At 67.9% G+C, this 12,754-nt stretch carries 12 protein-coding genes; 10 read left to right on the plus strand and 2 right to left on the minus strand.

Annotated features, from left to right (window positions below):
• Positions 1-78: 78 nt before the first annotated feature.
• Entirely contained in the window at positions 79-921 is an 843-nt protein-coding gene (gene asd, locus AC3WTC_RS09065) for an archaetidylserine decarboxylase (protein ID WP_025876139.1), read from the minus strand.
• Entirely contained in the window at positions 918-1,568 is a 651-nt protein-coding gene (locus tag AC3WTC_RS09070; protein WP_025876141.1) for an SCO family protein, read from the minus strand. Before AC3WTC_RS09070 ends, asd begins: the two co-directional genes overlap by 4 nt.
• Positions 1,569-1,691: 123 nt before the next feature.
• On the opposite strand from AC3WTC_RS09070, the gene prmB reads away from it, so the two are divergent.
• The 10 genes from prmB (at position 1,692) to AC3WTC_RS09120 (ending at position 12,695) form a co-directional block, all read left to right on the plus strand.
• Positions 1,692-2,621: a 50S ribosomal protein L3 N(5)-glutamine methyltransferase gene (prmB, locus tag AC3WTC_RS09075; protein ID WP_025876143.1), complete on the plus strand. Its 930-nt coding sequence runs from the start codon at positions 1,692-1,694 to the stop codon at positions 2,619-2,621.
• Positions 2,618-3,721: a chorismate synthase gene (gene aroC / locus AC3WTC_RS09080; RefSeq protein ID WP_346603569.1), complete on the plus strand. Its 1,104-nt coding sequence runs from the start codon at positions 2,618-2,620 to the stop codon at positions 3,719-3,721. Before prmB ends, aroC begins: the two co-directional genes overlap by 4 nt.
• A complete protein-coding gene (locus AC3WTC_RS09085) occupies positions 3,714-4,751 on the plus strand; it encodes a 2-hydroxyacid dehydrogenase (protein WP_312401300.1) in 1,038 nt (345 codons plus the stop codon). The genes aroC and AC3WTC_RS09085 overlap by 8 nt, the downstream gene beginning before the upstream one ends.
• Before the next feature lie 90 nt (positions 4,752-4,841).
• The gene (locus AC3WTC_RS09090) at positions 4,842-5,870 is read left to right on the plus strand and encodes an aspartate-semialdehyde dehydrogenase (RefSeq protein WP_025876149.1); all 1,029 of its coding nucleotides are present in this window, start codon (positions 4,842-4,844) and stop codon (positions 5,868-5,870) included.
• A gap of 150 nt (positions 5,871-6,020) precedes the next feature.
• On the plus strand, positions 6,021-7,997 hold the full coding sequence (locus tag AC3WTC_RS09095; RefSeq protein WP_492711316.1) for a FimV/HubP family polar landmark protein: 1,977 nt from the start codon (positions 6,021-6,023) through the stop codon (positions 7,995-7,997).
• A 23-nt stretch (positions 7,998-8,020) separates the two neighbouring features.
• A complete protein-coding gene (locus tag AC3WTC_RS09100; RefSeq protein WP_025876153.1) occupies positions 8,021-8,380 on the plus strand; it encodes a VOC family protein in 360 nt (119 codons plus the stop codon).
• A gap of 32 nt (positions 8,381-8,412) precedes the next feature.
• Positions 8,413-9,183, plus strand: coding sequence for a tRNA pseudouridine(38-40) synthase TruA (truA, locus tag AC3WTC_RS09105; protein ID WP_117310934.1), 771 nt, complete (start codon positions 8,413-8,415; stop codon positions 9,181-9,183).
• Positions 9,180-9,836, plus strand: coding sequence for a phosphoribosylanthranilate isomerase (locus tag AC3WTC_RS09110; protein WP_025876155.1), 657 nt, complete (start codon positions 9,180-9,182; stop codon positions 9,834-9,836). Before truA ends, AC3WTC_RS09110 begins: the two co-directional genes overlap by 4 nt.
• Before the next feature lie 169 nt (positions 9,837-10,005).
• Positions 10,006-10,680, plus strand: coding sequence for a DUF1449 family protein (locus AC3WTC_RS09115; protein ID WP_032975011.1), 675 nt, complete (start codon positions 10,006-10,008; stop codon positions 10,678-10,680).
• On the plus strand, positions 10,677-12,695 hold the full coding sequence (locus AC3WTC_RS09120) for a flotillin family protein (protein WP_025876158.1): 2,019 nt from the start codon (positions 10,677-10,679) through the stop codon (positions 12,693-12,695). Before AC3WTC_RS09115 ends, AC3WTC_RS09120 begins: the two co-directional genes overlap by 4 nt.
• Positions 12,696-12,754 lie beyond the last annotated feature (59 nt).

Genomic DNA, 12,754 nt, shown 5'->3' on the forward strand with positions numbered 1-12,754 from the left:
CCCCCCCCCCCCCCCCCCCCCCCCCCCCCCCCCCCCCCCCCCCCCCCCCCCCCCCCCCCCCCCCCCACTACCGCAGGATCAGCGCAGCTTGGCCAGTGCCTGGCCCAGCTGTACCGGATGCTCGGCATCCAGGTGCGGGGCGAATTCGGCCACGCCCGGCGGCAGCAGCACGATCACGGTCGAGCCGTAATTGAAGCGCGCCATCTCTTCAAAGCGCTGCAGCGTGATGCCGCGGCCCCGGTAATCCTTGCGGGTGATGCGGTCGCCGTAGTGCGGAATCTCTTCGCCGCTCCACACCGTTTCCACGCCCGACACCAGCAGCGCACCGACCATCACGCTGACCATCGGGCCGAAGCTGGTATCGAAATGGCAGACCAGGCGTTCGTTGCGTGCGAACAGGCCAGGCACGTTGTTCACCGCGGCCGGGCCGACGCTGAACAGGCGACCGGGCACGTGCACGGTTTCGCGCAGGGTGCCGGTCCACGGCATGTGCACGCGGTGGTAGTCGCGCGGCGACAGGTACACCGTGGCATACAGGCCCTCGTTGAACGGCTTGGCGTCCTCGGCGCTGCCCAACAGCTCGGCGGCGGTGAACGACTGCCCCTTGGCCTGGAAGATGCGCCCGGCGTCGATCTTTCCGAGCTGGCTGATGCGGCCGTCCGCCGGCATCACCAGGCTGCGCGGATCGGCATCGGCCACGCGCGCGCCGGGTTTCAGCGCGCGGGTGAAGAACTGGTTGAAGGTCGGGTAGCTGCGCGGGTCCGGATTGGCCGCTTCATCCAGGTTGACGTTGAACTTGCGGGTGACCGTGTCGATCAGCCAGCGCGATACGCGCGGGTTGTCCGAGTACGCCAGCGAACGCGCCATCGAGGACAGCAGGCGGTGGGGCAGGACGTACGTCAGGGCGGTGGTCAGACTCATGGGGCGGATTTCTCGGTCAGCTTCTGCAGGTCGCGGGCGATCGCCGGCGCGTTGAACGGGGGCCGCACCAGGCCGGCGAGCCGGCCCTGCGGATCGAGCACGGCCAGGCTGGCGGAGTGCTCGAGGGTGTAATCCTCGGGATTCTCGTCGAAGTGCTTGCCCGGCACCTTCTGGAACACGAAGCCCAGCGAGGTGGCAAAGCGCTCCAGCGAGGGGATGTCGGCAGTCGCCGCCAGGGTGTCCTTGTGGAAGCCATGGGCGTACTCGCCCAGGCGCGTGGCGGTGTCGCGCTCCGGGTCGACCGAGACGAACAGCACGCGCGGGCGCAGGCCGTCGGGCAGGGCTTCCCACTGGTTCTGCGCCCCGGCCAGCTCGGCCAGGGTGGTCGGGCAGACGTCGGGACAGAACGTGAAGCCGAGGAACACCAGGGTCCAGTGGCCCTTCAGTTCGCCGGGAATCAGCCGCGTGCCGTCGGACTGGGCCAGGTTGTAGTCGGGCAGGGCGCGCGGCTGCGGGTACAGGGTGATCGCTTCGGTGGCCGGCTGCCCGGCCGGCGGCTTCGGCGCGAACACCTGCTGGGCGGCGAGCAGGCCAAGGCCCGCCGCCAGGGCGATCAGCAGGATGATGCCGACGTTGCGATTGAACATGGGATTCCGCCGCAGGAAGTGGCCACCATCATACCGGCTGCGGCTGGATCGTTTCTGCCGCAACGGATGCCGGCGCAGGCGGCAACCCCTATAATCGGGGGCCACTTTGCCCGCAGTACCGCCATGACCGCTGAAACGGCCGCCGAACTCCATACGATCATCGATCTGATCCGCTACGGCACCAGCCGTTTCAATGCTGCGGGCCTGACCTTCGGGCACAGCTACGACAATGCCCTGGACGAGGCCACCCAGCTGGTGCTGCACGGCCTGCACCTGCCGCACGACCTCGGCCCGGCCTATGGCCAGGCGCGCCTGCTGCGCGAAGAGAAGCTGGCGGTGCTGGAGCTGTTCCAGCGCCGCATCGACGAGCGCATCCCGGCCGCCTACCTGACCGGTGAAGCCTGGTTCGCCGGCCTCAGCTTCAAGAGCGACACGCGCGCGCTGGTGCCGCGTTCGCCGATCGCCGAGCTGATCGAGTGCGGCTTCGAGCCGTGGCTGGCCGGCCGCGATGTCAACCGCGCGCTGGACCTGTGCACCGGTTCGGGCTGCATCGCCATCGCCATGGGCCACTACTACCCGAACTGGGAAGTGGACGGCGTGGACCTCAGCGATGAGGCGCTGTCACTGGCCGAAGAGAACAAGGAACGCCTGCAGGCGCACAACGTGACCCTGCTGAAGTCGGACCTGTTCAACGGCCTGACCGGTCGCCACTACGACCTGATCGTCACCAACCCGCCGTACGTCACCAACGACGAGACCGACGCCCTGCCGCAGGAATACTCCTACGAGCCGGAGATGGGCCTGCGTGCCGGCGACGACGGCCTGGACCTGGTGCTGAAGATCCTGCGCGACGCGCCGCTGCACCTGAGCGAGGACGGCCTGCTGATCTGTGAAGTGGGCGAATCCGAACAGCACCTGATCAAGCTGCTGCCGGAAGTGGATTTCGCCTGGGTCGAATTCAAGGTCGGCCAGATGGGCATCTTCGCGGTCGAGTGCCGCGAGCTGATCGCCCACAGCGCGCGCATCACCGAACTGGCGGCGCAGCGCCCGTGAGCTCCAATTCGTTCGGCAAGCTGTTCACCGTCACCACGTTCGGCGAATCGCACGGGCCGGCCATCGGCTGCGTGATCGATGGCTGCCCGCCGGGGCTGGCGCTGGACGCGGCCGAATTCAACCATGACCTGCAGCGTCGCGCCACCGGCAAGAGCCGGCATACGTCGGCGCGGCGCGAGGCCGACGAGGTCGAGATCCTGTCCGGGGTGTACGAGGGCCTGACCACCGGCACCCCGATCGCGCTGCTGATCCGCAACACCGACCAGCGCAGCAAGGACTACAGCAACATCGGCCAGCAGTTCCGTCCGGGGCATGCCGACTACAGCTACTGGCACAAGTACGGCATCCGCGACCCGCGCGGCGGTGGCCGCTCCTCGGCGCGCGAGACCACCATGCGCGTGGCTGCTGGCGTGGTCGCCAAGAAATGGCTGGCCGAGCGTTTCGGCATCACCGTGCGCGGCTACCTGTCGCAGCTGGGCGAGATCACTCCGGCCGGTTTCGACTGGTCGGTAATCGAGGAGAATCCGTTCTTCTGGCCGCACGCCGCACAGGTGCCCGAGCTGGAGGCGTACATGGATGCGCTGCGCAAGTCCGGCGATTCGGTCGGTGCCTGCGTGGACGTGGTCGCCGACAATGTACCGCCGGGCTGGGGCGAGCCGATCTACGGCAAGCTTGATGGCGAGCTCGCGGCCGCACTGATGAGCATCAACGCGGTGAAGGGTGTGGAGATCGGCGACGGTTTCGCCAGCGCCATGCAGAAGGGCACCGAACACCGTGACCTGCTGACCCCGCAGGGTTTTGCCAGCAACCATGCCGGCGGCATTCTCGGTGGTATCTCCACCGGCCAGCCAGTGGTCGCTTCGATGGTGCTCAAGCCGACCTCCAGCCTGCGCCTGCCCGGTGAATCGCTGGATACGGCCGGCAATGTGGTGGAGGTGGTCACCACCGGCCGCCATGATCCCTGCGTCGGCATCCGCGCCACGCCCATCGCCGAGGCGATGATGGCCCTGGTGCTGATGGACCAGGCGCTGCGCCACCGCGCGCAGTGCGGCGATGTCGGCACCATCACTCCGCGCATTCCCGGCCAGCTTGATGGCTGATACGCGGCCGACGGTATGGGTGAGCCAGCCGCTGATCGACGCGGCCATCGCGCCGCTGCGCGATCGCGTGCAGCTGCGCACCACCGATACCGTCACCGCCTGGTCGCCACAGCAGATCGCCGCGCAGCTGGCGGACGTTGACGGGGCGATCATCACCCTCAACGAGCGCATCGGTGCGACCCAGGTCGCCGATGCCGCGCAGTTGAAGGTGATCGCCAATGTCGGCGTCGGCTACAACAATCTGGATGTCGACGCGCTCAGCGCCGCCGGCATTCTCGCCAGCAACACCCCGGACGTTCTCACCGAGACCACCGCCGATCTCGGCTTTGCGCTGTTGATGGCCACCGCGCGCCGGATCACCGAATCCGAGCGCTGGCTGCGCGAGGGCCAGTGGGGGCAGTGGTCGTTCCAGACCATGCTGGGGGCCGACATCCATGGCAGCACGCTGGGCATCCTCGGCATGGGCCGCATCGGCCAGGGCATCGCCCGTCGCGGCGCGCACGGCTTTGGCATGAAGGTGCTCTACCACAACCGTTCGCGGCTGCCGGCCGATACCGAAGCCGCGCTCGGCGCGACCTACGTGGATCTGGACACGCTGCTGGCGCAGTCCGACCATCTGTTGACCGTGTTGCCATACACCGCCGCCTCGCACCACATCATCGACGCTGCCGCGCTGGCCAAGATGAAGCCGTCTGCCACCCTGGTGAACATCGCCCGCGGCGGCATCGTCGACGAACTGGCGTTGGCCGATGCACTGGCCAACGGTCGCCTGGCGGCGGCCGGCCTGGATGTCTACGAAGGCGAACCGAACGTGCGGCCGGAACTGCTGGCCCTGCGCAACATCGTGCTGACCCCGCATATCGGCAGCGCATCGCTGGCCACGCGTACGGCCATGGTGCAGCTGGCCGTGGACAATCTGCTGGCCGGGCTTGGCCTGGATGGCAGCCCATCGCGCATGCCGAGCGCGATCAACGCCGACGCGGCCCTTGCCGCGCGCGCGACCTCGGACAAAAAAAGCGGGAAACGATAGGGAACCTCCGCGCATCCATCCGAGGAGGCTCCCCGAACCCAGCTGTCGTGCGTGAGTTTTCCCCCTTCCCGTTTTCGTGAGAGTTCCCCCATGAGCAATGCACAACGCAGCTTCCACGTCGCCATCGTCGGTGCCACCGGCGCGGTCGGCGAGACCATGCTGGCCATCCTGGCCGAGCGCGATTTCCCGGTCGGCACCCTGAGCCTGCTCGCTTCCGAGCGCTCGGCCGGCGGCGAAGTCGAATACAACGGCAACAAGGTCAGGATCCAGGACCTGGCCACTTTCGACCCGAGTGGCGTGGACATCGCCCTGTTCTCGGCCGGTGGCAGCGTGTCCAAGGAATACGCCCCGAAGTTCGCTGCCGCTGGCGCGGTGGTGATCGACAACTCCTCGGCCTTCCGTTACGACGATGACGTGCCGCTGGTGGTGTCGGAGGTCAATCCGGACCAGGTCGCCAACCGTCCGCGCGGCATCATCGCCAACCCGAACTGCTCGACCATGCAGATGCTGGTCGCGCTGGCACCGCTGCACCGCAAGTACGGCATCGAGCGCATCAACGTGTCCACCTACCAGTCGGTATCCGGCGGTGGCCGTTCGGCACTGGAAGAACTGGGCAAGCAGACCGGCCAGCTGCTGAGCTTCCAGGAAATCGATCCGCAGCGTTTCCCGGTGCAGATCGCCTTCAACCTGATCCCGCACATCGACGACTTCCTGGACAACGGCTTCACCAAGGAAGAGATGAAGCTGGTCTGGGAGACCCGCAAGATCCTGGGCGACGACAGCATCCTCGTGAACCCGACCGCGGTGCGCGTGCCGGTGTTCTATGGCCACTCCGAATCGGTGGCGATCGAAACCCGTGACAAGGTGACCGTGGCCGAAGCGCGCGCGCTGCTGGAACAGTCGCCGGGCATCGAGGTGGTGGATCGTCACGAGGCCGGTGGCTACCCGACGCCGGTCACCCATGCCTCGGGCACCGACGCGGTGTACGTCGGCCGCATCCGCGAGGACCTGTCGCATCCGCGCGGCCTGAACCTGTGGATCGTGTCGGACAACGTGCGCAAGGGCGCAGCCCTCAACGCGGTGCAGCTGGCCGAGCTGGTCGCCGCCGAGAAGCGCTGATCCCTGCCGTTGCATGACCGGTAGTGCCGGCCGCTGGCCGGCAGTGCCTTATCGGTGCATGCCCGTGCCTGCCGGCCAATGGCCGGCACTAGCGCAGTCCGCCTCCCCGGTGGGTGCGGACCGTGGTCCGCACGCTTTATAGTGTCGCCCATGAATAAACGAGCCAAGGGCGCACGGCGTCCGCTCACCTGTCTTTCCGCCGCGCTGCTGGCCCTGGTCAGCAGTTCGGCCATGGCCCTGGGCCTGGGCGACATCCGGGTCCTGTCCAAGCCGGGACAGCCGTTGCTGGCCGAGATCCCGGTGATCTCGGCCGATCCGTCCGAACTTGAGAACCTGCGCGTCGCGCTCGCTTCGCCGGTCACCTTCGAGCGCGTTGGCCTGCAGCGCCCGGCGGGTCTGGTCAGCGAACTGCAGTTCGAGCTGACCCGCAATGCGCAGGGCAGGGCGGTGGTGCGGGTGACCTCGCAGACGCCAGTGGAAACACCCTCGTTGAGCTTCCTGGTCGAGGCCGACTGGGGCCAGGGCCGGCTGGTGCGTGAGTACTCGGCGCTGGTCGATGCACCGGCCAGTGCACTGGCCGTGGCCGAACCGGAAATCGTCGCGCCGGCCGGCGTGCTGTCGGACACCATCGTCCGTGATGCGCCTGCCGCCGCTGCAACCGCACCCGAGCCGGCACCGGTCACGGCGGCCGCCGCACCTGCTGCACCGCGTCCACGGGCTGCGTCACCTGCGCCAGCACCTGCACCAGCGCTCGCTGCAGACGGCAGTGTGACCGTGCAGCGCGGACAGACGCTTTCGCAGATCGCCGGCTCGCTGGCCCGTGGCAATCAGATCAGTCGCGACCGGGCGATGATCGCGCTGTTGCGTGCCAACCCCGAAGCCTTCATCCGTGGCAACGTCAACCTGCTCAAGCAGGGCGCGGTACTGCGCATGCCGGGCGATACCGCACTGGCCGCGGTGGATGCGGCCGAGGCCGCCGCGCTGGTCCGCGAGCATGCCGCACAGTGGCGGCAGGCACGCACCGTGCCACAGCCGGCTGGCGCCGCGATGCCGGTGGCCAAGGCCGATGGCGCTGCTTCTTCCCCGGCTGCGGCCACCGGGGCACGACTTGAAATCGCTCCGGCGCTGGCATCCGACGCCGCGCACGCGGGCACAACCACCGGCACCAGTGCCGGCAGCGAGGGTGACATGCTGGGCAACGAACAACTGCGCCAGGCCAAGGAGGACATCGCCACCCGCGATGCCGAAATCGGCGATCTGAAGCAGCGCGTGGCGGAGCTGGAGAAGCTCAAGGAGCAGCAGCAGTCACTGATCGCGATGAAGGACAACGACCTGGCCGCCGCGCAGCAGCGTTTGGCCCAGGCGCCCGGTGCGCCCGGCGCTGGCACGCCGTGGTACTGGCTGGGCCTGCCGCTGCTCGTGCTGGTTGCCCTGGGCGCCTGGCTGCTGCGTCGTCGCAAGCCCTCGCCGCTGCCGCCGCTGCGCGAGGAACACGATGCCGCCGGCCTGGCAGCAGCGCTGCCGGCAGGTGCCGCGCTGGACACCCTGACCGAACAGGACGCCGGGGTGAACTTCGCCGCCGATGGCGGACGCCAGGAACCGGCGATGCCGGCCTGGGCTGCCACCGACCATGACGTGCCGGCTGCGGACATCCATGAGGATGCCTCGCCGGCCGAGTGGCGGGCGGGTGAGCTTGATGAAGACGAACGGGTTGAACTGCCTGCTGCGGTGAACGATCTGCCGCGTTGGGACGATCCTGCCGGCGCGGCTGCGGTGGCGCCCATCGAGCCAGCCGAGGTAGCCGTGCCCGAATACGCGCTGCAGGCCGAACAGGAGCCGCAGTTCCGCGGTGTGTTCGATCTGCCGGCCGAACCGCATGAGCATGAGACGGCTGCACCGGTCGACCTGCACGACGACCGTGCTGCCGCTGAGGACGCCGTCGGGTCTGCTGCAGACAATAGCCATGACTGGGCACCGCGTATCGGCCAGGAGCGGCTGGAACTGGCCATCGCCTATCTGGACCTGGGCGACGCGCAGACCGCGCGCACCCTGCTGCAGGAGGTTGCCGAAGGGGGTGACCTGCATTGCCAGGCGCAGGCCCGCGAACTGCTGGCCCGTCTGCCCTGACACCCTTTCGACAAGGACCTGCGATGACCCGCGAACGCCGTCTCGACTACGTTGAATTCGCCTCGAGCGACCCGGCTGCGAGCCGCGCGTTCTTCGAGGTCGTGTTCGGCTGGTCGTTTGTCGATTACGGCAGCGACTACACCGCTTTCGATGATGGCCGCCTGCAGGGAGGCTTCTTCCGTGGCCAACCGCAACGTGCCAGCGAAGGCGCGCCACTGCTGGTGCTGTATGCCGACCAGCTGGCGCCGATGGAAGCGGCGGTGCGCGCGGCCGGTGGTCAGATCGTGCGGACCGTGTTCTCTTTCCCTGGCGGCAGCCGTTTCCAGTTCGTCGAGCCCGGTGGCAACGAACTGGCGGTCTGGTCCGAGCGCGACCCGGCCTGAGCGCCGCCCCACCCGCAATATCGAGGTAGCACATGCGTTACGCGCTCGGCGTCGAGTACGACGGCAGCGATTTCAGGGGCTGGCAGAACCTGGGCGAGGGCGGACCCAGCGTCCAGGCCAGCCTGGAACAGGCCCTGTCATCGGTGGCCGATACCCCGCTGCAGGTGGTCTGCGCCGGCCGCACCGATGCCGGCGTGCACGGCCAGTGCCAGGTCGTGCACTTTGACACCGACGTGGCGCGTGATCCGCGCGCGTGGATGCTCGGCACCACCACCCGCCTGCCGCGTTCGATCGCCGTGCGCTGGTGCGTGCCGGTGGCCGACGATTTCCATGCCCGTTTCTCCGCCCGCGCACGACGTTATCGCTACCGCCTGCTCAATCGCGAAGTGCGCCCGGCGCTGGGCCGGCAGACCCTGAGCTGGGAGCGGCGCCCGCTCGATGCCGAGCGCATGCACCTGGCCGGGCAGGCCCTGTTGGGCGAGAACGATTTCAGCGCCTTCCGCTCGGTCCAGTGCCAGGCCCTGCATGCCCGGCGAGAGCTGCAGTCGCTGCAGGTCAGCCGCCACGACGACGTCATCGAGGTGGCGGTGCGCGGCAATGCATTCCTTCATCACATGGTCCGCAATATCGTCGGTTCGTTGATACTGGTCGGCAGTGGCGAGCAGCCGGTGGAGTGGATCGCCGAACTGCTGGCCGGGCGCGACCGCACCGTGGCCGGTCCCACCGCTCCTCCGCAGGGACTGGTGTTCCTGGGGCCGCTGTACCCCGACAACTGGCATCTGCCCGCCGAGGTAACGCTATGAGCCGCTCCTACTACCGTACCCGCATCAAGTTCTGTGGCATGACCCGTGCCGGCGACGTGCGCCTGGCCGGCGAGCTGGGCGTGGATGCGGTGGGCTTCATCTTCGCCCGCGAGAGCAGCCGCCGGGTTGCGCCGGCCGAAGCGCGCGCGATGCGCCAGGCCATCGCACCGATGGTCGACGTGGTGGCGCTGTTCCGCAACAACAGCAGGGAAGAAGTGCGCGAGGTGCTGCGTACCGTGCGGCCGACCCTGCTGCAGTTCCATGGCGAGGAAGACGAGAGCTTCTGCCGCAGCTTCAACATGCCTTACCTGAAGGCGATCGCCATGGGCGGGCGCGAGGAGATCAATGCGCGCACCCTGCAGCTGCGCTACCCCAGCGCCGCCGGCTTCCTGTTCGACAGCCATGCGCCGGGCGGCGGCGGCGGTACCGGCGTGGCCTTCGACTGGTCGCGTATCCCCACCGGCCTGCACCGGCCGTTCCTGCTGGCCGGAGGCCTGACGCCGGAGAACGTGCATGACGCCGTGCTGGCGACCCTGCCGTGGGGCGTGGATGTCTCCAGTGGCATCGAACTGGAGCCGGGCATCAAGGACGGCTACAAGATGCGCACGTTCGTCGAAGAAGTCCGGCGCTCCGATTGCGCCGTGCTGGATTGAGACACGGTCACTTCTGAGGTGTCCGGTCTTCACATTTGAGCCTGCACACCCTCTTCACATAGGATGATCCCCAAGCGTGCTGGCCATGAGGGCCGGCACGAGGATCGACGGAGCCGCTGGTGGCGTGCTCCGAACGGGCGCCTGGCGCCCCCGCCCAGGAAGGCAAGCGATGCAGGAATTCCTAACCGTCGTACTCGGTTATCCGACCCTCCCGTACAGCGTAGCGCTGGCGGTGGCGGTTCTGTATTGGGGGATTGCCGCCTTTGGCCTGGTCGATGACGGTTTCGGCGAGGCCGGTGCCGATGGCGCCCTTGAAGGCGATGCCCATCTCAGTGGCCTGTCAGCGCTGCTGGCGCGCTGGGGCCTGGGCGGCGTGCCGCTCATGGTGGTGGTGACGCTGCTGAGCCTGTTCGCCTGGACCCTCACCTACTTCATCCATCTGTACCTGCTGCTGCCGTTGCCCGACCTGCTGCGCTGGTCATTGGGCACCGTCGTGGCGGTGCTTGCGCCCCTGCCGGCCGTGCCGGTCACCGCGCTGCTGCTGCGTCCCATCCGCCGCTTCCTGCTGCGCCTGCGCCCTGTGCCGCAGGCCTCGCTGCTGGGCCGGGTCGGCGTGGTCGCTTCGCCGAAGGTCGACGCACGCAGTGGCCATGCCACCGTCGATGACGGCGGTGCCGGCCTGGTCCTGCAGATCCGCAGCGACATCGAACTGCAGCGCGGCGAGCGCATCGTGCTGGTCGAGCACGTGGCTGCACAACACCATTACCGGGTGGTCCGCGCCGACGCGGTCGCCCTCGACTTCCAGGACAACCTGCTTCCGGGCAACAAGGAGAAACATCAATGACGTTGGCATCCGTGCTCCCCTTCCTGATCATCGTGGGCGGCGTCCTCGCCCTCCTGCTCGGCGTGGCGGGCCTGTTCAAGGCGTTCTACCGCAAGGTCGACCAGGGCGTGGCCCTGATCGTCAACGACATGAGTTCCACCCCGAAAGTGCATTTCACCGGTGCGCTGATCATTCCCGTGCTGTACCGCGCCGAGCTGATGCGGATCAGCCTGATCACCCTGCAGATCGACCGCCGCGGCAAGGAAGGCCTGATCTGCCGCGACAACATGCGCGCCGACATCGCCGTGGCGTTCTACCTGCGCGTCAACGAGACCCAGGCCGACGTACTGCGCGTGGCCAAGGCGATCGGCGCCGACCGCGCGTCGGACAAGCATGCCGTCGATGAGCTGTTCAACGCCAAGTTCTCCGAAGCACTGAAGACGGTCGGCAAGAAGTTCGATTTCACCGAGCTGTTCGAGAAGCGCCAGGAATTCCGCGACGAGATCATCGCGGTGATCGGCAACGACCTCAATGGGTATGTGCTGGAAGACGTGGCCATCGACTACCTGGAGCAGACCCCGAAGTCGCTGCTGGACCAGTTCAACATCCTCGACGCGCAGGGCATCCGCAAGATCACCGAGCTGACCGCTGCGCAGAACGTGGTGACCAACGAGCTGGAGCAGAACGAGAAGCTGGCCATCACCAAGAAGAACGTCGAAGCCCGCGAAGCACTGCTGGCCCTTGAACGGCAGCAGGCCGAAGCCGAGGCACGGCAGAAGCGCGAGATCGAGACCATCCGTGCGCGCGAGGAAGCCGAGACCGCCAAGGTGCAGGAAGAGCAGCGCCAGCTGTCCGAGAACGCCCGCATCGAAGCGCAGCAGGTGATCGACATCCGCGAGCAGAACCGCATGCGCGAAGTTGAAGTGGCCGAGCAGAACCGCCAGCGCGCCGTGGCCATCGAAGCCGAGCGCGTCGAGCGCGCACGCCAGCTGGAGCAGGTCACCACCGACCGCGAAGTGCAGCTGCAGGGCGTGGAGCGCGACAAGGTGGTCGAGCAGGGCAAGATGGACGTGGCCAACATCACCCGCGAACGTATCTCCATCGACAAGACCGTGGCGCAGGAAGAAGAGCGCATCAAGGAAGTGCGCGAAGTCTCCGAGGCCGACCGCCAGAAGCAGGTGTTGATCCTGGAAGCCGAGGCGAAGGCGCAGGAATCGCTGGTGCGCGAAGTGAAGGAAGCCCAGGCCCGCGAGACCGCCTCCAAGCATCGCGCGGTGGAGCTGACCACGCTGGCGCAGGCCGAGCACGAAGCCGCCGGCAAGCAGGCCGAGGCCAAGCGCCTGCTGGCCGACGCCTTCCGCGCCGAGCAGGCCGCACCCGGCCTGGCCGAAGCGCAGGTACGCGAAGCGTCGGCGCTGGCCATCGAGAAGGTCGGCATCGCCGAGGCGCGCGTGATCGAAGCCAAGGCCGAAGCGAACCTGAAGCAGGGCAGCAACGAGGCGCGCGTGCTGGCCGAGACGCTGCAGGCACAGGCACAGGGCGAGGAGAAGATGGGCCTGGCCCGCGCCACCGCCACTGAATCGCTGGGCAACGCCGAAGCCGGCGTGGTGCAGAAGAAGCTGCTGGCCGAGGCCGAGGGCCTGGTCCGCAAGTTCGAGGCCATCGCCTCGCTGAGCGACCAGGCGCGCGGCCATGAAGAATTCCGCATGATGCTGGACAACAGCCTGAAGCAGGCGCTGGCCTCGATCGAAGCCGGCAAGGAAGTTTCGCGCGAGAACGCCGGCGTCATCGCCAGCGCGCTGCGCAACGCCGACATCGACCTGGTTGGCGGCGACGGCGGCATGTTCGAGAACCTGATCAAGGCGGTTTCGCTGGGCAAGTCGATCGAGGGCTTCGCCGGCAAGAGTCCGATCGTGCAGGACCTGATGCAGCGCTACCTGGGCGTCAACGTGGCCGACAATGCACCGCGGCAGATCGCCGAGGACGCAGAGACCGTGCCCGTCGCGGCGACCGTCGTGGTCGACAGCGCGCGCTGATCCACCCGGCGATGGCCATGGCCATCGCCCACCCGTGCCGGCCGCATCGACGGCCGGCC

The organism is Stenotrophomonas sp. FW305-C-20-S1, from assembly GCF_058783335.1.